The organism is Amycolatopsis sp. NBRC 101858 (assembly GCF_030269325.1).
Classification (GTDB): domain Bacteria; phylum Actinomycetota; class Actinomycetes; order Mycobacteriales; family Pseudonocardiaceae; genus Amycolatopsis; species Amycolatopsis ponsaeliensis.
Map to the genome: position 1 here is coordinate 652,328 of NZ_BSTD01000001.1, position 19,265 is coordinate 671,592.

23 protein-coding genes are annotated in these 19,265 nt (G+C 71.7%); 12 read left to right on the plus strand and 11 right to left on the minus strand.

From position 1 onward, the window contains the following. Positions 1-64 precede the first annotated feature (64 nt). Positions 65-286: a hypothetical protein gene (locus QSK39_RS02970; protein ID WP_155541377.1), complete on the minus strand. Its 222-nt coding sequence runs from the start codon at positions 284-286 to the stop codon at positions 65-67. Between the two features lie 137 nt (positions 287-423). Here QSK39_RS02970 and QSK39_RS02975 point away from each other — a divergent pair, with 137 nt between their 5' ends. Further along, complete coding sequence (locus QSK39_RS02975; RefSeq protein WP_285476122.1) at positions 424-864, plus strand: GNAT family N-acetyltransferase; 441 nt, start codon at positions 424-426, stop codon at positions 862-864. 2 nt (positions 865-866) lie between these two features. Here the strand turns inward: QSK39_RS02975 and QSK39_RS02980 are convergent, their stop codons facing one another. Continuing rightward, positions 867-1,439, minus strand: a complete 573-nt coding sequence (locus QSK39_RS02980) for a hypothetical protein (protein ID WP_285476123.1) — start codon at positions 1,437-1,439, stop codon at positions 867-869. A gap of 100 nt (positions 1,440-1,539) precedes the next feature. Further along, a complete protein-coding gene (locus QSK39_RS02985; protein ID WP_285476124.1) occupies positions 1,540-2,235 on the minus strand; it encodes an SDR family oxidoreductase in 696 nt (231 codons plus the stop codon). Positions 2,236-2,339: 104 nt separating this feature from the next. Here QSK39_RS02985 and QSK39_RS02990 point away from each other — a divergent pair, with 104 nt between their 5' ends. From QSK39_RS02990 to QSK39_RS03000, 3 genes are all read left to right on the plus strand, one after another. Beyond that, on the plus strand, positions 2,340-3,254 hold the full coding sequence (locus QSK39_RS02990; protein WP_285476125.1) for a LysR family transcriptional regulator: 915 nt from the start codon (positions 2,340-2,342) through the stop codon (positions 3,252-3,254). Positions 3,255-3,448: 194 nt separating this feature from the next. Then, positions 3,449-4,600, plus strand: coding sequence for a lytic transglycosylase domain-containing protein (locus tag QSK39_RS02995; protein ID WP_285476126.1), 1,152 nt, complete (start codon positions 3,449-3,451; stop codon positions 4,598-4,600). A gap of 5 nt (positions 4,601-4,605) precedes the next feature. Continuing rightward, the gene (locus QSK39_RS03000; protein ID WP_285476127.1) at positions 4,606-4,860 is read left to right on the plus strand and encodes a hypothetical protein; all 255 of its coding nucleotides are present in this window, start codon (positions 4,606-4,608) and stop codon (positions 4,858-4,860) included. Between the two features lie 106 nt (positions 4,861-4,966). Here the strand turns inward: QSK39_RS03000 and QSK39_RS03005 are convergent, their stop codons facing one another. Then, positions 4,967-5,737, minus strand: a complete 771-nt coding sequence (locus QSK39_RS03005; RefSeq protein WP_285476128.1) for a TetR/AcrR family transcriptional regulator — start codon at positions 5,735-5,737, stop codon at positions 4,967-4,969. Positions 5,738-5,804: 67 nt separating this feature from the next. Between QSK39_RS03005 and QSK39_RS03010 the strand changes: the two genes are divergently transcribed. The 6 genes from QSK39_RS03010 (at position 5,805) to QSK39_RS03035 (ending at position 9,937) form a co-directional block, all read left to right on the plus strand. After that, the gene (locus QSK39_RS03010; protein WP_285476129.1) at positions 5,805-6,218 is read left to right on the plus strand and encodes a DnaJ family domain-containing protein; all 414 of its coding nucleotides are present in this window, start codon (positions 5,805-5,807) and stop codon (positions 6,216-6,218) included. 98 nt (positions 6,219-6,316) lie between these two features. Beyond that, positions 6,317-7,438, plus strand: a complete 1,122-nt coding sequence (locus QSK39_RS03015) for a metallophosphoesterase (protein ID WP_285476130.1) — start codon at positions 6,317-6,319, stop codon at positions 7,436-7,438. Between the two features lie 92 nt (positions 7,439-7,530). After that, complete coding sequence (locus tag QSK39_RS03020; protein ID WP_285476131.1) at positions 7,531-8,181, plus strand: DUF998 domain-containing protein; 651 nt, start codon at positions 7,531-7,533, stop codon at positions 8,179-8,181. Then, positions 8,178-8,972 carry an alpha/beta fold hydrolase gene (locus QSK39_RS03025; protein ID WP_285476132.1) on the plus strand — a complete coding sequence of 265 codons (795 nt, stop codon included), beginning with the start codon at positions 8,178-8,180 and terminating at the stop codon, positions 8,970-8,972. The genes QSK39_RS03020 and QSK39_RS03025 overlap by 4 nt, the downstream gene beginning before the upstream one ends. Positions 8,973-8,999: 27 nt before the next feature. Next, complete coding sequence (locus tag QSK39_RS03030; RefSeq protein WP_502873237.1) at positions 9,000-9,218, plus strand: macro domain-containing protein; 219 nt, start codon at positions 9,000-9,002, stop codon at positions 9,216-9,218. Between the two features lie 71 nt (positions 9,219-9,289). Continuing rightward, on the plus strand, positions 9,290-9,937 hold the full coding sequence (locus tag QSK39_RS03035; RefSeq protein WP_285476133.1) for an HAD family hydrolase: 648 nt from the start codon (positions 9,290-9,292) through the stop codon (positions 9,935-9,937). On the opposite strand, the gene QSK39_RS03040 is transcribed toward QSK39_RS03035, so the two are convergent. Next, positions 9,923-10,390 carry an NUDIX hydrolase gene (locus QSK39_RS03040; protein ID WP_285476134.1) on the minus strand — a complete coding sequence of 156 codons (468 nt, stop codon included), beginning with the start codon at positions 10,388-10,390 and terminating at the stop codon, positions 9,923-9,925. The two genes, QSK39_RS03035 and QSK39_RS03040, sit on opposite strands and share 15 nt — an antisense overlap. Positions 10,391-10,503: 113 nt before the next feature. Here QSK39_RS03040 and QSK39_RS03045 point away from each other — a divergent pair, with 113 nt between their 5' ends. Beyond that, complete coding sequence (locus QSK39_RS03045) at positions 10,504-10,956, plus strand: DoxX family protein (RefSeq protein ID WP_285476135.1); 453 nt, start codon at positions 10,504-10,506, stop codon at positions 10,954-10,956. Positions 10,957-11,071: 115 nt separating this feature from the next. Here QSK39_RS03045 and QSK39_RS03050 read toward each other — a convergent pair whose 3' ends face one another. The 5 genes from QSK39_RS03050 to QSK39_RS03070 all read right to left on the minus strand — a co-directional run bounded on the left by QSK39_RS03050 (position 11,072) and on the right by QSK39_RS03070 (position 16,191). Then, complete coding sequence (locus QSK39_RS03050) at positions 11,072-11,674, minus strand: GTP-binding protein (RefSeq protein ID WP_086674902.1); 603 nt, start codon at positions 11,672-11,674, stop codon at positions 11,072-11,074. Beyond that, a complete protein-coding gene (locus QSK39_RS03055) occupies positions 11,655-12,026 on the minus strand; it encodes a DUF742 domain-containing protein (RefSeq protein WP_155541361.1) in 372 nt (123 codons plus the stop codon). Before QSK39_RS03055 ends, QSK39_RS03050 begins: the two co-directional genes overlap by 20 nt. After that, the gene (locus tag QSK39_RS03060) at positions 12,023-12,442 is read right to left on the minus strand and encodes a roadblock/LC7 domain-containing protein (protein ID WP_284745731.1); all 420 of its coding nucleotides are present in this window, start codon (positions 12,440-12,442) and stop codon (positions 12,023-12,025) included. Before QSK39_RS03060 ends, QSK39_RS03055 begins: the two co-directional genes overlap by 4 nt. Continuing rightward, entirely contained in the window at positions 12,442-14,937 is a 2,496-nt protein-coding gene (locus QSK39_RS03065; RefSeq protein ID WP_285476136.1) for a sensor histidine kinase, read from the minus strand. The genes QSK39_RS03060 and QSK39_RS03065 overlap by 1 nt, the downstream gene beginning before the upstream one ends. Before the next feature lie 597 nt (positions 14,938-15,534). Continuing rightward, a complete protein-coding gene (locus QSK39_RS03070; RefSeq protein WP_285476137.1) occupies positions 15,535-16,191 on the minus strand; it encodes a transcriptional regulator in 657 nt (218 codons plus the stop codon). Between the two features lie 198 nt (positions 16,192-16,389). Between QSK39_RS03070 and QSK39_RS03075 the strand changes: the two genes are divergently transcribed. Then, on the plus strand, positions 16,390-18,246 hold the full coding sequence (locus QSK39_RS03075) for an AMP-dependent synthetase/ligase (protein ID WP_285476138.1): 1,857 nt from the start codon (positions 16,390-16,392) through the stop codon (positions 18,244-18,246). 1 nt (position 18,247) lies between these two features. Here the strand turns inward: QSK39_RS03075 and QSK39_RS03080 are convergent, their stop codons facing one another. Continuing rightward, positions 18,248-19,147, minus strand: a complete 900-nt coding sequence (locus QSK39_RS03080; RefSeq protein WP_285477914.1) for an SDR family NAD(P)-dependent oxidoreductase — start codon at positions 19,145-19,147, stop codon at positions 18,248-18,250. Positions 19,148-19,265: the final 118 nt, after the last annotated feature.

Sequence of the window (19,265 nt, forward strand, 5' to 3'; positions counted from 1 at the left end):
AGGAGCGGGCACGAAAAAGGCCACCCTCGGGGAGGGTGGCCTGCGAGAAGAGCGCGAGTGGGGGCTACCGCGGCTTGCGGCGCCAGAGGCCGGTGACCACGGCCAGCGCGCGGGACCGCGGCGTCCGGGCCACGACGGGCTCCGGGCCGACGCGGCGGCGCATCCGGTAGGCGAGCTCGAGCACCTCGAGGTCCTCGGGCCGGCGTCGGCCGTGGACGTCCGGCCGGAGCATCAGCTCCCCCACCGTGACGGGCTTGCCACTGGCACGGTGCGCCGTGCGCGCCATCGGGAACCTCCGCTGATTTCGACCCACCAAGACCTGCTGGCTGCTGATTCTATGAATCTGTTTCGGGTTCGTCACCTTACTGACGAGTTGTGTCCAGTGTGTCCCGCGAACCGGTCAGCCGGCGCTAGCCTCGGCGCATGATCACCATTGGGGGCTTGACCGCGGAAGACCGTCCGGCCTGGGAAAACCTGTTCGCCGGCTACAACACGTTCTACGGCAGGACGCTCGCGCCCGAGCTGATGGACCGCGCGTGGCGCGAGTTCGGCACCGGCGAACGGATGCACGCGCTCGGCGCGCGGCTCGACGGCGAGCTCGTCGGCATCGTCCACTTCTTCACGCACGTCAGCACGACGTCCGCCGACGTCTGCTACCTGCAGGACCTGTTCACCGACAGCAAGGCCCGGGGGCGCGGGGTCGGCCGGGCGCTGATCGAGGCCGTCGCCGGCTGGGCGCGCGAGCGGGGCTGCGTCCGCGTCTACTGGCACACGCAGACCTCGAACACCACCGCCCGGCGCCTCTACGACCAGGTCGCCCTCGACAAGGGGTTCATGCAGTACCAGATCCCGCTCGACTCCTAGGGTCACCGGCGGTGGCGGCCACCACCGCCGCAGCCGTGGTGGTGCCCGCCGTCGTGATGGCCGCGCGACCAGGACGGGACGTCCGGTATCGCGTGCCGCACCGGAGCCGCCTTCTTCGGCGACGGCTTCGGTTTCGGTTTCGCCTTCCCGACGATCTTCACCGCTTTCGCGAGCTTTCCGCGATGGGCGGGCGTGGGTCCGGAATTCGAATCCTTGACCACGGCAGCAGGCATGATTCCGCCCGGTTCGACCGACGGAACCACGGATTCCGGAGCCGGCTTCGCGGGCGGGATCACGACGTCCCCGTGCAGCGGCACCAACGGCGCGGACACGGGTTCCAGGCCGACCGGCGGCCAGGCCGCGCCCGCGCTCCGCTCGACCGGCATCGACACCGCCGCGGCGACCCCGCCGGTCAACGCCAGCGCGCCGGCGACCACGGACACCACCCGCAGCCGGGCCAGGCCCGGCGGTTTCTCCCGGTGCCGCGGGGGCGTGCCGGGCCGGCCTTCCGTCGTGGACCGGACCAGCAGCTCGGCCACGGTGATCGCCTCGCTGCGCGGAGCCCTGCGTGCCATCAAACCCTCCACCTTGGGCCGTCCGGACGCCGTGCCCGCGTCCGGACGGCCGATCATAGGAATGGTCCGGGGTTCTGTAAAGGCTCGCTCACCCAGAGTTTCAGGCGAGCCGGCCGCCACCGTCCACGTGCAGCACGGTGCCCGTGACGAACGGGTTCGCCAGCGCCTGCAGGGTCGCCGCCGCGACGTCCGCCGCCGCGCCGACGCGGCGCGCCGGATTCGTTTCCGCGGTCCGGCGGAAGAAATCGTCCTTCCCGGCACCGAGGCGGTCCCACGCGCCGGAGTCGACGATGCCCGGCGAGATCGCGACGACGCGGATCGGCGCGAGGTCGACCGCGAGCGCCTGCGCGAGGAACGCGACGGCGCCGTTGGTCGTCGCCATGACCGTGCGCTCGGGTGCCGGCCGCCACGCCGCGACTCCGGAGAACAACGCGATGGCGCCGCCCGCACGGAATCGCGGGGCGAAGTGCTTGGCCAGCAGCAGCGGCCCGATCACCTTGGCGTCGAACGCCCGGGTGACCGCGTCCCGCTCGAGTCCGGTGACCGGCCCGTTCGCCGGCGCCCCGGCGAGCGAGATCAGGTAGTCGAGTTCGCCCACTTCGGCGGCAAGCGCTTTCAGTGACGATTCATCCCCGAGATCCGCGAATGCGGCGTGAATACCGGGACTGTCGATCCGCGCCGGATTCCGCCCGGCCAGGATGACTTCGGCACCCGCCGCGTGGGCGTCCGCCGCGATCCGGCGCGCGATCCCCGAACCACCGCCGACGACGACCAGCCGCTTTCCTTCGAACGACATTTCCGTGCTCCTTTCGTCTCGCACACCGGGAGTCAGCGCCCGCGGCGGCCGGAACAATCCCGTCGCGATCCGAATGTTTTCGATGGCTGCGATAGAATCGGCGAATGCCTACGCTGCGCGCGCTCGAGTGCCTGGTCGCGGTGCTCGACGCCGGGTCGATCACCGAGGCGGCCGCCCGGCTGCACCTCTCGCAGCCCGCGCTGTCGCACCAGATCGGCGCGCTCGAACGGGAACTGGGCACGCCGGTGCTCGAACGGCTGCCGCGCGGGGTCCGGCCGACCGCCACCGGCCGGGCGGTCCTGGCCGACGCGCGGGCCGCGCTGGCCGCCGCCGAGCGCGTGGTCCGGGCCGGCCGCGCGGTCGCCGGCGGCGGTGAGGGCACGCTGCGGATCGCGTGCGCGGAGACCATGACCGCCGGGCTGCTCGCCCCCGTGCTGCGCAACTGGCACCGGCACCGCCCGGGCGTGCTGATCACGCTGACCGAGACGACGAGCGCGGACGCGCTGGTGGCGGCCCTGGAAGCAGGCGAAGCCGACGTCGCGGTCGGCCCGCGGCCGAGCCGCTGGACCGGGGCGGTCGAAGTGGTGGGACGCGAAGAGATCGTCGTCGCACTGGCCCAAGATCACCCGCTCGCCACCCGGGCGGCGGTACCGATGCCCGACCTCGCCGGGGTGCCGATCGTGCACTACCACCCGGACAACGGCCTCGGCGCCTGGCTCGACGAGCAAGCCGCGCAACGCGGAACGGTGCTCGACGCGGTGATGCGGACGAAGCAGGCGGCGACGGCGGCGCAGCTCGCGGCGGCCGGGCTGGGCGTGGCCCTGATTCCGACGACGGCGCTGACGCGTACGTTCGCCGGGGCGCTGCGGCGGCTGAAGCCCGCTCTGCACCGCGACGTCGTCACGTTCACCGCGACGCCATCGGATTCGCTCGTCCGGCGGTTTTCTTCGGACGTGACGCACCGCGGGATCGCCGTACCCGGTGTCCTGCTGGACAAACTGTCCTCAGCACTGCGTTAAGTCTTGGTGAATGTGACAGATTCCCTACGAAGGTTTTGTGCCATCAGGACGAACTTCTCTTCGCGGCCCCGATTTCGCTGTGCCATTCGCCAAAGTTCGCTTCCATCGGATAGCTTGCTCCTACCGGTCAGTACCGGTGGGTGGGGCCGATCGGGTGAGGCGATCAGCGAAGATCGAGGGAAGCGGGGACGACCATGCCGAAGCACCGGCCACGTCGCAAGGGCACGCGCGGGGTCCGCCGCACCGCGGCCGCGCTCGCCGGCGGCGCGCTCGTCGTGCTGCCCACGCTGACCACCGGCCTGCCCACGCCGGTCGTCATCGCCGGCGCCGGGGACGCCCTGCCCGACCAGGCCGCTCCGCTGCAGCCGCCGAACATCGTCATGCCGCCGATCGCCGTCGACGGCAGCCTCCCCCAGCCGCCGCTGCCGACGCCGCTGGTCGTGCCCGGCGGGCACGCCGGCTCGGCGGGCATCTCCGGGCCGCTCGGCATCCCGGGGAGCATGCTCAAGGCGTACCAGAACGCGGCCGACATCCTGGCCAAGGAGCAGCCGAACTGCCACCTCGACTGGGCGCTGATCGCGAGCATCGGCCGGATCGAGTCGAACCACGCGCGCGGCGGGTACGTCAACGCCAACGGCGACACCCTCGAGCCGATCCTCGGCCCGGTGCTCAACGGTGCCGGCGCGTTCGCCGCGATCCCCGACACCGACGGCGGCAAGTACGACGGCGACGCCGTCTGGGACCGCGCGGTCGGCCCGACGCAGTTCATCCCGGCCACGTGGAAGGGCTACGCCTCCGACGGCAACGGCGACGGCGTCTCGAACCCGAACAACATCTACGACGAGGCCCTGGCCACCGGGCGCTACCTGTGCTCCGGCGGGCTCGACCTCTCGACCGACGCCGGACAACGCATCGCGGTCCGCCGCTACAACAACTCCCAGTCCTATGTGGACACCGTCATGGCGTGGGCCTCGGCCTACCGCGGCGGTGTCGCCCAGCTGCCCGACAGCCAGGTCCCGATCGGCGCGCCCAACGCGCCGGACGCGGCCGCCGCGGGTGGCCCGGTCGGCGCGCCGGCCCCGCCCGCACCGCCGGTGGTGGCCCAGCCGCCGGGCTCGCTGCCGGGCACGGTGACGTCGCCGACCAGCACGGCGCCGTCGTCCACCCCGACCACGACGCCGGGAACGCCGACCACGGACCCGACGACCACCCCGCCGTCGTCCACGACGCCGCCGCCGGAGACCACGAGCACCACGCCGACGACCAGCACGACGGCGCCGGCCAGCACGCCGAACGACTCGGCGAGCACGCCCACCGAAACCACCACGACCAGCACCACGGGGTGAGCCCGGTGGAGCCGTTCCTGGTGCACATCCGCTGCGACACCGACGGCTACACGCACGCCGTGACCGAGGAAGAGTTCGCGGCGGGCCGCCGCGACGGCCGGTTCCGCGCGGTGTGCGGCCACGTGGTGCTGGCGGCACCGATGATCGAGGCACCCGGCCGCTTCGACCCGGTGTGCCGCGACGTCCTGCGCGACGCGCCCGCCGAACCATCGGTGCCCCGCCAGGAACGCCGCCGATCGAGGTGGCGCGCCCGCCGCTAGTCGTGGTGGCCATGACCGCCGCTTGACGACGCGCCCTCGCCGAGAGCACCGCCGAACCCCGCTTTACCCCGCCGCAGGCCGATGGCCCACAGCGCCGAGCCCGCCGCTAGTCGACGAGGGACTGGATGCCGTCGAGCATGCGGTTCAGGCCGAACTCGTATGCCTTGTCGCCCTGGGCTTTCGCGCTCTCGTCGAAGCCGCCGCCGAGCCAGATGCGGTTCATCGCCGGATGTGCGTCGACCACGAAGTAGTTCTCCCAGAACGACGACCGCTGGTGCCACCAGGCCTCGGTCGACTGCCCGGTGCTGCGCTCCAGGCGCGTGTTCTCCGCGCCGAGCGCCGCGTTCGCGTCGACATACGTGCCGATCCCGTTGGCCGCCGCCACGGCTTCGCGCGGCGGCAGGCCCAGTTCGTCCATGATGGAGAGCAGGTACTCCTGCCCGGCCAGCTGACCGGGCCCGAGCGGCGGCCGGACCCGCGAAACCTCGCACAGCCACGGGTGCGTGCGGTACGCGGCGCGCGTCCGCTCCGCGTAGAGCGCCACCTGCTCGCGCCAGTCCGCCGGACGCGGTTCGCCCGGCCCGGGCAGGCGCCGCTCGACGAGCACGTCGTCGACCATCAGGTCGATCAGCTCGGCCTTGCCGGGCACGTAGGTGTAGAGCGTCATCGTGCCGGCGCCGAGTTCCTTGGCGACGCGGTGCATCGACGCGGCGGCCAGCCCGTCGGCGTCCGCGACCGCGATGGCCGCGGCGACGATCCGCTCGATCGTCAGCGTCGGGCGGCGGCCCCGGGTCGGCTCGGCGGCGGCGCCGCGGGCGCGCCAGAGCAGCGCGAGCGTCCGGTCGACCTCTTCGGCGCCAGTGCGTTCGGCGGTCATGCGCTCCCCTCGCTCCTCCGGGCGCGATCCTACCCGGGCCGGGCGTCCGACCTGGCATTCTGGAGGCATGACCGGACGCAAACCGCCCAAGGTCTCCTTCCGCTGGTGGGTCGACCGCCAGATCGGCGAGGCCCGCGAGCGCGGCGAGTTCGACGACCTGCCCGGCACCGGGAAGCCACTGCCCAAGCCCACCGGCAACGACGCCGCGACCGACTGGGTGCTGCGGCAGGTCCGGGCCGGCGGCCACGACACGAAGGCGTTGCTGCCACCGGCGCTCGCCCTCCGGCGCGAAGTCCAGGACCTGCCGGAGCGGCTCGCCGCCGAGCGGACCGAACGTCGGGTGCGGGAGGTCGTCGCGGACCTCAACGAACGGATCCGCCAGGCCTACCTCAACCACCACACCGGCCCGCCGCTCACGGTCGCGCTGGTGGACGTCGAAGAAGCCGTCGAGGACTGGCGCCGCTCACGGGCCGCGTCGTAGCCACACCTGGATTTCCGGCACCGGGGCACCCCCAGGGCAGCGGAACCGGGACCCCTGCCTTCCGCGGGTAACAGCCCGATGGGCTGTAACCTGGTTCGATGAGAGGCCAATTCGTCTTCGTGCCGATCCTGGCGCTGATCCTGCTGTTCACCGTGCCCTGGTGGACGCTCGTCCTCGCGCCGGACTGGGGCACGGCGGCCACGATCGCCGGCACCGCGGTGTTCGCGCTGGGCCTGGTGACCATGCCGGTGGCCATGGTCCGCGGCCACGGGCGGCGCCAGCGTGACGGCGGCGCGCGCCTCGGTGACTCGCTGCTGGCCGTGATCTGGGTGCTGTTCAGCTGGTCGGTGCTGAGCCTGGTGCTGCGGGCCGCGCTGCTCGGCGTCGACGACCCGCTGCGGTCGCGGATCGTCGCGGGCGTGACCTTCGTGGTGGCGGCCGGCCTGCTCGTGCACGGCAACCGCGTCGCCATGCGGGTGCCGCCGGTGAAGGCGACCGACGTCGTCATCCCGCGGCTCGGCCCGGGTCTCGACGGCCTGCGCGTCGCCGTGCTGACCGACACCCACTTCGGGCCGATCGACCGGACGAAGTGGTCGGAGCAGGTCGTCGCGGCGGTCAACACCCTCGAAGCGGACGTCGTCTGCCACGCCGGCGACCTCGCCGACGGCGCGGTGGCGAAGCGCCGCAAGCAGGTCGACCCGCTCGGCGGCGTCCAGGCCGCGCTCGGCCGGTTCTACATCACCGGCAACCACGAGTACTTCGGGGAAGCCCAGGCCTGGCTCGACCACATGGAAGGGCTCGGCTGGGACACGCTGCACAACCGCTCGACGCTGCTGGAACGCGGCGGCGACCGCATCCTGTTCGCCGGCATCGACGACCCGACGGGCGCGGGCTCCGGCCTGCCCGGCCACGGCCCCGACCTGGCTCGCGCGCTGGCGGACCGCCCCGCCGACGTCCCGGTCGTGTTGCTCGCGCACCAGCCGAAGCAGGTCCGAGAGGCCCGCGAAGCCGACGTCGACCTGCAGATCTCCGGACACACGCACGGCGGCCAGATCTGGCCGTTCCACCTCCTGGTGCGGCTCGACCAGCCGACGCTGTCGGGCCTGACCCGGCACGGCCCGACCCAGCTGTACAACAGCCGGGGCACCGGGTTCTGGGGGCCGCCGTTCCGGGTCTTCGCACCCAGCGAGATCACGCTCCTCACCCTGCGCTCCGCCTGACTCCCAGCGCCTCCGATCCCGGGGGCGACGGGCATCACCGACAAATTTTTTTGTCTTGACAGTTTCGATCGTCGGGTGTCAGGCTGTCCGCCATGACCACCACCGCGATCCGCCCCCGCCCCCTCGCCCCTGCGACCACCCGCGGCCTGCTGACCTGCGGCGTCCTCGCCGGGCCCGTCTTCGTCCTCACCGGTGTCGTCCAGGGCCTGACCCGCGCCGGCTTCGACTTCACGCGCCACCCCGCGAGCGTCCTTTCCAACGGCTCGCTCGGCTTCCTCCAGATCACGAACTTCCTGGTCACCGGCCTGCTGACGATCGCGGCGGCGGCCGGGATCCGGCGCGTCCTGCCCGGGCGGTGGGGGCCGAGACTGCTGACCGTCTACGGCGTCAGCCTGCTCTGCGCGGGGGTCTTCCGCGCCGACCCGCAGGACGGCTTCCCGGCCGGCACCCCCGCCGGCCCGCCGGCGTCGATCAGCTGGCAAGGGACGCTGCACTTCGTCGCCGGCGGCGTCGGCTTCGCCGCCCTGGTCGCGGCCTGCTTCGCGATCGGCTCGCACCTCACGCCCGCGCGGGCGTGGCACTCGCGGATCAGCGGGTTGCTGTTCCTCGCGGGCTTCGCGGGCGTAGCGTCCGGGTCGGCGAGCCCGGCCGTGGTCCTCGGTTTCTGGGCGGCCGTGACGATCGCCTGGGTCTGGCTCGCCACCACCTCCGTCCACCTGATGCCGCGAGGAGAGTCCCGATGAGCACCGTGATTTCTGCCGCCGACGGCACCGAGATCGCCTACACCCGCGCCGGCTCCGGTCCCGCGCTCGTCCTCGTCGACGGCGCGATGTGCTACCGCGGCTCGTCCCCGAACGACGCGCTCGCGAAGGAGCTGGCCACGCGCTTCACCGTGTACACCTACGACCGCCGCGGCCGGGGCGAGAGCGCCGACACCGGGCCGTACGCGGTCGAGCGCGAGGTCGAGGACCTCGCCGCGCTGGTCAAGGAGGCGGGCGGGGAGGTGTTCCTGTTCGGTATTTCGTCGGGCGCGGCCCTGGCACTCGAAGCGGCTCGCAGCCTCCCGGTGACGAAGCTGGCGCTGTACGAACCGCCGTTCGTCGTCGACGGCAGCCGTCCCCGGGTACCGGCCGACTACCCGGCCCGCCTCGACGCGGCGCTGGCCGCGGGCAAGCGCGGCACGGCGGTGAAGATGTTCATGACCGAGGGCGTGGGGTTGAGCGGCGCGATGGTGGCGATGATGCGGATCATGCCGTTCTGGGCGAAGCTCAAGCGCGTGGCCCACACGATCCCGTACGACACGGCGCTCGTCGTGGAGCACCAGTCGGGGACACCGCTGCCGGCGGCCTGGCCGGAGGTGAAGGTGCCCACGCTGGTGGTGGACGGCGGCCGCAGCCCGGCCTGGATGCGCAAGGGCGTGTCGTCGCTGGCGAAGGTGCTGCCGTCGGCGGAGTACCGGACGCTGACAGGCCAGACGCACATCGTGAAGGCGGCGGCGCTGGCCCCGGCGCTGGCGGACTTCTACCTGAGCTGAGCGGCGATCCTGCCGGACACCGAACCGGTGCGTCCGGCAGGGCGCCGCGGGCCGGGTACTACGGAAGGGGCTCAAGACCGGGCGGCCGTCGCCACCACGGCCGGGAACCTGCCCGCGAAGTGGGTCGTGCACACCGTCGGCCCGGTGTGGTCGTCGTCCGAAGAGGGCCGAGATCGCGCTGACCACGGTCAGCCGAGCCGACGCCGGGGAGATCGAGGAAGTCGTCTTCGCCCTGCGCGGCGATGAGGCCATGACTGCCTTTCAGGCTCGTCACAACTCCCTTGCCTGAACGATCACCGACCGGGCAGGGTCAACGCGTGCCCACCCGCGCCCTGGTCTTCGACTTCGACGGGACCCTCGCCGACACCGAGTCCGCCGTTCTGCAGTCGTGGCAGGAGACCTTCCTCGACCACGGTGTCGAACTTCCGCTGGAAGCCTGGTACGCCGTCATCGGCACGCAGCACACCACGCACGCCATGTTCGCCCTGCTCGCCGAGCGTGTCCCCGGCATCGATCCCGAGGCGCTGCGGCCCGTCACCCGGGCCCGCGTGCTGAAGCTCCTCGAAACGCTCGGCCCGCGCGACGGCGTCCGAAACTACCTCGAGACCGCGAAGGACCACGGCCTCAAGCTGGCCGTCGCCTCCAGCTCGTCCGGGGCCTGGGTGAACCCGCACCTCGAACGGCTCGGCATCGCGCGCTACTTCGATGCCGTCCTCACCGGGGACCTCCACAAGGCCAAGCCCGACCCGGACCTCTACCTCGCCGCGCTCGCCGCCCTGGACGCCCTACCCCAGGAGACCATCGCCTTCGAGGACACGCCCCACGGCGTCACCTCCGCCAAGGCCGCCGGGCTGACCTGCGTCGCCGTGCCGAACGCCATCACCGAGAGCCTCGACTTCGGCCGGGCCGACGTCGTGCTGCCGTCGTTCACCGCCAAGCCGCTCGAGGCCTTACTGACCCACTAGCCCGAGCAGCCGGTCCAGGAACGGCAGCTGGCCCTTCACCAGCTTCTCGCGCGCGGCCGCGAGCGAGAACCACGCGACCCGGTCCACCTCGGGGAACTCCTGCTGCTTGCCCGAGCGCGGCGGCCACTCCATGGTGAACGTCCCCGGGACCACCGAAGCCGGGTCGAGGTCGCCCTCGACCGCCCACGCCGTGACGACCTTGCCGCCCGACTGCTTCACCTCGCCCAGCGGGACGTACTCACCCGAGGGCGCGGGCAGGCCCAGCTCCTCCTCGAACTCGCGCCGCGCGGCCGCCTCCGGCTCCTCGTCCGGCTCGAGCTCGCCCTTCGGCAGCGACCACGCCGCCGCGTCCTTCTTCGCCCAGAACGGCCCGCCCATGTGCCCGAGCAGCACTTCGACGTCCTCGCCCCGCCCGCGGTGGAGCAGGAGCCCGGCACTGCGTTTGCCCGCCATCGGCACAGTCTGCCGAAACCCCGGCAAAAAAAATCCGGCGGGGTTGTCGATCCGGGGAGAACCCACTCGACGCGTAGGCAGAAGGCAAGGAAGAACCCAGGGAAGGAACCCCGATGACCACCACGATCGCCCCCAAGACCCAGACCGCCGCCACCCGCACCGAGACCAGGACCGCTCCGGTCACCGGCGTCGTCATCGGCGCCTCGCGGATCGTGATCTCGTTCCTGTTCGGCTTCCACGGCCTGCAGGGATTCGGCTACTTCGGTGGCATCGACGGCCAGGGCGGCGGCGTCCCGTTCGGCTCGTTCCCCGGCTGGTGGGGCAGCGTCTTCGAGCTCGCGGGCGCCCTGCTGCTGCTCGTCGGGCTCGCCAGCAGGCCGGCCGCGATCCTGCTCTCGGGCGTGATGGCCTACGCCTACTTCACCGTGCACGCCCCGATGGGCCTGCTGCCGCTGCAGAACATGGGCGAGCCCGCCGCCGTCTACGCGTGGATCTTCCTGCTGTTCGCCGCGATCGGCCCGGGCCGCTTCGCGCTCGACACGCTCGTCAAGCGCCGCCGTCGCTGAGGGAAGACCGAGCGCGCGGTCCTGTGAACCTCATTCAGCCGTCGGCCGGCGCAACGGTCACTACTCGCGGGCACCTTGCGATCCGTAGCGCCGGCCTGACCAGAATGAGGTTCAATCAGTAGCCGCCCTGGGCAGCTGCCAGGTCGGACCGCGCCATCACGTGTTCCATCAGGCTGGTCAGCACCTGCTTCGTCGACTCGCGTTCGCGGGCGTCGCACAGCAGCAGCGGGACGTCCATGCCGACGTCGAGCGCCTGCCGGACCTCCTCGGTGCCGTAGCGGTACGCGCCGTCGAAGCAGTTCACGCCGACGACGAACGGCAGGTTGCGGCGCTCGAAGAAGTCGACCGCCGCGAAGCAGCTGTCCAGCCGGCGGGTGTCGGCCAGCACGACGGCGCCGAGCGCGCCCTCCGCCAGCTCGTCCCACATGAACCAGAACCGGTCCTGCCCCGGCGTGCCGAAGAGGTACAGGATCAGGTCCGGGTTGATCGTGATGCGGCCGAAGTCGAGCGCGACCGTCGTGGTGGTCTTCTGCTCGATCCCCGAGAGGTCGTCGACGCCCTCGGACGCGGTCGTGATGACCTCTTCGGTCCGCAGCGGCGGCACTTCGCTCACCGAACCGACCATCGTGGTCTTGCCGACCCCGAACCCGCCGGCGATGAGTACCTTGACCGCGGTCGCGGTCAGGTTCCGCCGGGGGTCAGAGTTTCCGGATGCCATCAAGGACCGCCTGCAATACGTGTCGGTTGGGGGATTCCTGAGCCGGTGCCGCGGTACGGAACAGCACCAGGTTCTGCTCGATGAGGTCGCTGAGCATCACCTTGACCACGGGCAGCGGCAGGTCGACCCGCGCGGCCACCTCGGCCACCGAGACCGGCCGCTGGCACAGCGCGATGATGCGCGCGTACTCCGGTTCGAGCATGCCCGCTTCGTGCGCGGTGCGCAGCGCGACCACCAGCGTGATGAGGTCGAGCCCGAGCGTGTCCGACCGGGTGCGGCCGCCCGTGACCGCGTACGACCGGACCAGCGGGCCGGCCTCGTCGTCGAACCAGGCTTCGTGCCGCCCGCTCATGGCGACGTGGGCAGGACGCCGGCACCGGTCCGCGGGGCCGAGGTGAGCACCTGGCCGACGCGCTTGACCATCAGGTTCATCTCGTACGCGACCAGCCCCATGTCCGCGTCTTCACGGGCCAGCAGCGCGAGGCAGGCGCCCCGCCCGGCCGCCGTCACGAACAGGAAGGCGTGGTCCATCTCCACCATCGTCTGACGGACGTTGCCGCCGCCGAAGTGCCGTCCGGTCCCGCGCGCCAGGCTCTGGAACGCCGAGGCGACCGCGGAGAGGTGTTCGGCGTCCTCTTCGGAGAGGTTCCCCGACCTGCCGATGAGCAGGCCGTCCGAGGACAGGACCACGGCGCGGTCCGCCCCGGCGACCCGCTTGACGAGGTCGTCCAGCAGCCAGTCGAGCTCACTGACGCCTGAGTTGGCCATTACTCGCGCTCTCCGTACCTGTCGTCGTTCTCGGCTGGTTCTTCGTCACGGCCGCGGCGGGTGCCCTGCTGGAAGGCGGACAGCCGGCTGCGGGCGGCCTCCGGCGAATCCAGCCGGACCTCCTCCCGCTCCTGCGTGGCGGGCTTATCTTCCCGCAACTGCGGAACGAGGCTCTGCTGACGTCGCCGTTGCGGCAGCGGCGGGCGGCCCGGGGCCTCCGGGCGGCGCGGCTGCTCCGGCCGGCCCTGGGGCATCGCGGGCCGCGGCTCGGACGGCGGCCACACCGGCGGTGCGGCGGCCGGGCGGGCCGGGCGCGACGTCCGGACGGGCGGCACGGGCGGGCGCACCGGGGCGACCGCCGGCTGCGCCTGCGTCGGCTGGCTGACGGGCTCGGACACGGACCCGACGGGGACCGGCGTCGGCGCGGACGGCGGCTGCGCCGGGGCGACCGGGGCCGGGGCCGTTTCGGGCGGCGCCACCGGCATCGGCGGCTCGGTCCGGTGGCGGGCCGCCGGGCGGCGGACCGGCCGGCGCAGCGGCGCGACCTCGTCGTTCACCTGCTCCGGCTCGACCGGGTTCGGCACGAGCTCCGGCTTCGGCGGGGTGATCGGCTGCTCCGGCTCGGACTCCGCCAAGGGAGCCAGCAGGTCGGTGCGCACCAGCACGATGGCCCGCGTGCCGCCGTAGGCCGACTCCCGCAGGTGCACCTGGATGCCGTGGCGGGCGGCCAGCCGCGCGACCACGAACAGGCCGAGGCGCGGCTCGTCGGACAGCGCCATGATCCCGAAGTCCGGCGGGCTGGCCAGCATCGTGTTGATCTCTTCGGTCTGGTCCGGCTCGAGCCCGAGGCCCTGGTCCTCGACCTCGATCACGACGCCCTTGCCGACCACGTTGCCGCGCACCTCGACCCGCGACTGCGGCGGCGAGAACGACGTCGCGTTGTCGATCAGCTCGGCGAGCAGGTGCACGAGGTCGCCGACGACCGGGCCGCGGATGGCGATCTGCGGCAGCGCGGCCGTCTTGACCCGGGCGAAGTCCTCGGTCTCGGCGGACGCGCCGCGGACCAGCTCGGCCAGCCCGACCGGGTTGCGCCACTGCCGGCCCGGCTGCCCGCCGCCGAGGATGATCAGGTTCTCGGCGTTGCGGCGGGCGCGGGTGGAGAGGTGGTCGAGCTGGAACAGGGTGTCCAGCTGCTCCGGGTCCTCCTGCTTGCGCTCGGCCTGGTCGAGCACCTTGAGCTGGCGGTGCACGATGACCTGGCTGCGGTGGGCGATGTTGAGGAACACCGTCTTGGTGCCCTCCTTGATCTTCGCCTCGTCGATGGCGGCCGCGATGGCGGTCTGCTGCGCCTTGTTGAACGCGTCGGCGACCTGGCCGATCTCGTCGGTGCCGTGGTCGAGGAAGTGCCCGCCCTCTTCGAGGTCGACGGGCTCACCCGCCTGGACCCGGGCGACCAGCTCGGGCAGCCGCACCTCGGCGGCGTCGAGCGTGTCCTCGCGCAGCCGGTGCAGGCGGCCGATGAGCCGGTTCGACAGCCGGACGGCGACGAACACCACGAAGACCGCGAACAGGACGGCGATCACGCCGGCGATCAGCGACTCGGTGAACGTCGAGTCGGCGTCGTTGATCGCGGCCTGGCTGGCGTTCGAGCTCTGCAGGACGAAGATGCCCGACAGCGCGTCGCCGACGAGCCGGGCGCTGGTGCGCCACTGGTCCTGCGGCACCGGCAGCTTGGTCAGGTCGCCGCGCAGGAACGCGGTCTCGACCTGGGTCACCGTCTGCCACGGCTGGCTCGCCAGCAGCTGGTCGTACTTCGCTTTGACCTCGGGGATCATCTTCGGCGCCGACGCGTCGAGCTGCGCGTGGTAGGCACCGACCTGGCCGACGTAGGTGCGGAAGTCCTCGTTGCTCAGCCCGCCCGCGGCGAGCCCGGCGGCGGCGAGCGCGTCACTGCGCTGCATCGACTCGGCCGCGGTGAACATCGGGATGGCGGTCAGCCGGTCGAACGCGTTCTGCGCGCCACGCGCGTTCTGCGCCAGCCCGGCGAGGCCGTCGGTGAACTGGTCGATGATCTTGTTGTAGAAGGTGTAGGCCTGGCTGATCTGGATCTGGCCGCTGTCGACCGCCTGGCGGGTCTGCGGCAGCTGCTGGAAGAGCCCGAAGAACGTGGCGATGTTCTTCTGGACGCTCGGCGGGGTGTCGTCGTAGCCCGCGAAGCTGTCCTTCAGGTACTCGATCGTCTTCGCGGCGTTCTGGTCCGTCTTGGGGCGGACGGCCGCGAGCACGGCCCGCTGGTTGCCCTGGCCCGCGAGCAGGCTCAGGGTCGCCTGGCGTTCCTGCTGCAGCGCGCCGAAGAACGGGATCGACGGAGCTTCCGAGCCCCGGATCCGGTTGACGTAGTCACGGCCCGTCACCGCGTCGTAGATGAGGTAGCCCGCGAGGGCCACGCCGACGAGCAGGAGGGCAACACTGGGGATGAGCGCGATCGTGAGCACGCGCTTCCGAATCGAGGATCCCCGGTTGCGTCGAAGAGAAATCTGCTTCACCTGGGTCCGTTTTCCTTCCGGCAGTACATGGTTTCGGGTCGCCCGAGGTGGTCCACACCCGGATTCCGACCAGCCGGATCGACATCACCGTGGTCTGCTTCGCCCGCGACGACGGTATGCAGCCCTTCAGGGCGCGTCAAGTCCGTGGCGATAACGTGATCTTGGAACGGTGACCCGTCCACACTTGCTGCCTGCGCTTGGAAAGTCCACCACCGAAAGTCGTGACGTTCGTCCCAGCCCTGCTTCCGTTCCGCCCCTTGGGTGCAGGCTGTTCCGTGGTGCGATCGACCCAGGCGCCGGGACCGGAGCCGCTACGTACGTGAGCGCCGGATGGTTCGGTGAGAAAGGTCACGAGCCGGCCACGCCGACCGGGGTCGACCGCTTCGTCCGGGCTTTGCCGCCTCCGCAAAGCGGAATTGCGCGGCATTCGACGGCATCGCCACGGATTCACCGGACGGCGAGCCGGAATTCCCACCATTCCGCATGCGCAGTGGTTCAACCACTCCCCGTGGCACCCGCGAAAGGCCCGGAACCGGTTCCGCGCCGTCAGCCCCGGAACTCGGCGGCGAGGGTGTTCCAGAACTGGAGCTCGTAGCTCTGGAAGAGCCGGGCGAAGAGGTGGGCTTCGCGTTCGTCGAGCCGGTGCGCGTCGAGCCCGGCCTGGATCGCGGCGAGCGCTTGTTCCTCAATTTCCGGAACGTCCGCGGCGAAGAAGTCGAAGAACGCACACGCATCGTCACCGAAGCCGTAGTGCTCGCGCATGCCGGCGGCGACGTCCTTGCAGTACCGCCCGAACGCGGCGAAGTTCGCGAAGATCCCCGCCGCCGTCGCCGACGATTCGCCGTTCAGCGCGAGCCACGCGACGTACGCGGGGTACGCCTGGCAGCCCGCGCGCGGGAGTTCCTTGCCGTGGTCCGGACCAGTGACCTTGATCAACGCGTCGAGCATCCCGTTCGCCTGCTGCTCCCCGGGTGCCAGGCCACCGAAGAAGGTGCGCGCGTTCGGTTCGTCGGCGCGGGCGGCGAGCGCGTGGAAGCTCCGCCAATCGCTCAAGGTGATTCGCTTTTCCTCCGCGGCGAGCGCGGCGAAGACCGCGCGCGGTGCGCGTCCGGCGGTGATCAGCGGGACGAGGCGGTTGTCGTCGTCGCGCGGGGCGAGTTCTTTCTGGATCTCGTCGAGCAGGGCACGTGCCGAACGCGTCATCGCTTCCCCCCGGAGTCGGTCGTCCCCTCCATTGAAGCGCGGTTCGCACGCGGCCGCTCGTGTGCACTGTGGACGGTCGTGGGGAGCTGACCGCGAAAGGCCGGGTAAAGGGGGCGTTTGACGTGGCCGCGATTCTCTATCCACCCGGCGCGGGAGCCAATACAGTGTGGCCATCCGCAGCACCCGAGGAGGCCAGCGTTGACCACCCCGTCCGTCGCCGAGCAGACCGAAGGCCTGACGATCCCGCGGCTTCTGCACCGCAACGCGGTCGACTACCCGGACCTGCCGGCGATCACTTCGCTCGACCTCGAAGGAAAGCCGACGCTCAGCTGGCTGGAGTTCCGCACCGCGATCGCGGAGGTCTCCCGCGGCCTCGCCGGGCTCGGGCTCGCCAAGGGCGACCGCATGCTGATCATGGCGCCCGGCTGCCCGGACCACATCGTCGCCGACCTCGCCGCGACACACCTGTCCGCGATCCCGTGCACCGCCTACGCGACGCTCAGCCCGGACCAGATCCGGTTCGTCGCGCGGCACAGCGCCGCCCCGGTCGTGGTGCTCGGCGGCGAGTCCGAGCTGACGCGCTGGCAGCCGGTGCTCGAAGACCTCCCGGCGCTGCGCCACATCGTCGTCATGGACGAAGCCACGATCCCGGCGGGCGACGACCGGTTCCTCTCCTTCGCCGACCTCCGGGCCCGGGGCCGGGAAGCGCTTGCGGCCGACCCGGACGCGTTCGAGGCGTCCTGGCAGGAGATCAAGCCGGACGACCCGCTGTCCATGATCTACACCTCCGGCACGACCGGCGACCCCAAGGGCGTCGTGCTGTCGCACCGCAACGCGATCCACCAGGCGTACGCGGTGACGGAGCTGCACCACCCGCCGATGCACGCGACGAACATCGCGTACCTGCCGCTCGCGCACATCGCCGAGCGGGAGCTGTCGATCTACCTGCCGATCGTGTGGGCGGGGCACGTGCACACGCTCGCCGACCCGTCGGGGGTCGTCGGCGCGCTCGGCCAGGTGCACCCGGAGAGCTTCTTCGGCGTCCCGCGCGTGTGGGAGAAGATGGTCGCCGGCCTGAAGAACATGCTCGGCGGCGTGCCGGAAGACCGGCGGACCGCGCTGCTGCAGGCGAACGAGCTGCTGCAGCAGGGCTACAAGCTGCGCAGCGCCGGGCAGCCGGTGCCGGCCGAGCTCGCCGAGAAGATCAAGCAGACCGACGAAGCCGCGCTCGCCCCGATCCGCGCGCTGCTCGGGCTGGACAAGGTGCTCGTCGCCTCCAGCGGCGCGGCCGCCCTGCCGGTGGAGATCATCTACTTCCTGGCCGGTCTCGGCCTCGAGATCTGCGAGGTCTGGGGCCTGTCGGAGACGACCGGGGCCGCGACGTCGAACTCCGGCGAGGCGTTCCGCGCGGGCACGGTCGGCAAGCCGCTCGCCGACATCGAGGTGAAGGTCGCCGAGGACGGCGAGCTGCTGGTGCGCGGGCCGATCGTCTTCCTCGGCTACCTGCAGGAGGACGGGACGATCAAGGACGCCACCGACGCCGACGGCTGGTACGCGACCGGCGACATCGGCACGATCGACGAAGACGGCTTCGTGACGATCACCGACCGCAAGAAAGAACTGATCATCACCTCGAGCGGCAAGAACATCGCGCCGACCCGCGTCGAGGGCCTGCTCAAGGAGCACCCGCTGATCGGCCAGGCGGTCGCCATCGGCGACGACCGGCCGTACGTGACGGCGCTGATCGTGCTCGACGACGAGATCGCGCCCGGCTGGGCCGCGGCGAACGGCGTCGAGGCGTCGCCGGAGGAGCTCGCCGACCACCCGGCCGTGCGGGCCGAGCTGGAACGCGCGGTCGAGTCGGCGAACAGCAGGCTGGCCCGGATCGAGCAGATCAAGCGCTACCACGTGCTGCCGAAGGCGTGGACGCCCGAATCCGGCGAGCTGACCCCGACGCTCAAGCTCAAGCGCCGGGTCATCAACGACCGCTACTCGACCGACATCGAGGCCCTCTACGCGGCGACGCGCGACCCGGAGCCGGCCGCCGGCGCCTGAGTCAGGCAGTGCGGGGCGAGGTCGTCTCCGTCCACTTGCGCAGCCGCGGCGGGACGCGCTTTTCCAGGCCGTAGTTCTCCAGGTGGGCGGAGAAGACCTCGTCGAACGCCTTCTGCACCGTCTCGGTGTCCCACACCGGGCGCTCGAGGATGGGCTGCTTGAGGAACGGCTGGCCCATGACGTGCAGCTGCGGGCCGTTGCACCGGATCATCTGGCCGGTGATGCCGTGCGAGCCCGCGCCGAGCAGGAACAGCACGACCGGGGCGATCCGCGACGGCGTGCGGTCCGGCGGGCAGGCGCGCAGCGAGCGTTCGGACTTCCACACCATCCGCGTGTGCGCGAGCGGGCAGACGGCGTTGACGCGGATGCCCTGCTCTTCGAGGTCGAGCGCCCACGAGTAGGTCAGCGACGCGACCGCGCCCTTGCTCGCCGCGTACACGCCGAGCTTGCGCTGCCCGAGCGAGGCCCCCGAGGAGATGTTGACGATCGAGCCGCCGGTGCCGGCGTCGACCATCGCCTTGATCGCGGCCAGGCCGGTGTTCACCACGCCCATGACGTTGACCGCGACGAGCTCGCGCGCCTGCTCGGCGTCGTCCTCCCAGGGCAGCGCCTCGTAGTTCAGGCCGGCGTTGTTGACCAGCCCGTCGATCCCGCCGAACTCCTTGACGCACAGGTCGACGATCTCCTGCGCCTCCCCGGCCTCGGCGACGCTGTGCCCGCTGGCCACGGCCCGGCCGCCGTGGTCCCGGATGGTGCGCGCCGTCCGCTCGGCGAGCTCGACGTCGATGTCGTTGACGACCACCGACCCGCCCGCGCGCGCGACGTGCACCGCGAACGCCTCGCCCAGGCCACGGCCGGCGCCGGTCACCACGACCGCCTTGCCCTGCATCAACCCGTCCATCGTCTTCTCCCCGCTCTGCGGCGCGCCGGCGGCGGCGCGGTCCGTCCACCCCGGCCGGCTCTGGGTCCAGTCTTGGCCCATTCGGTCCAGTGGGGCATGGCCACGACGACGAGCGGCC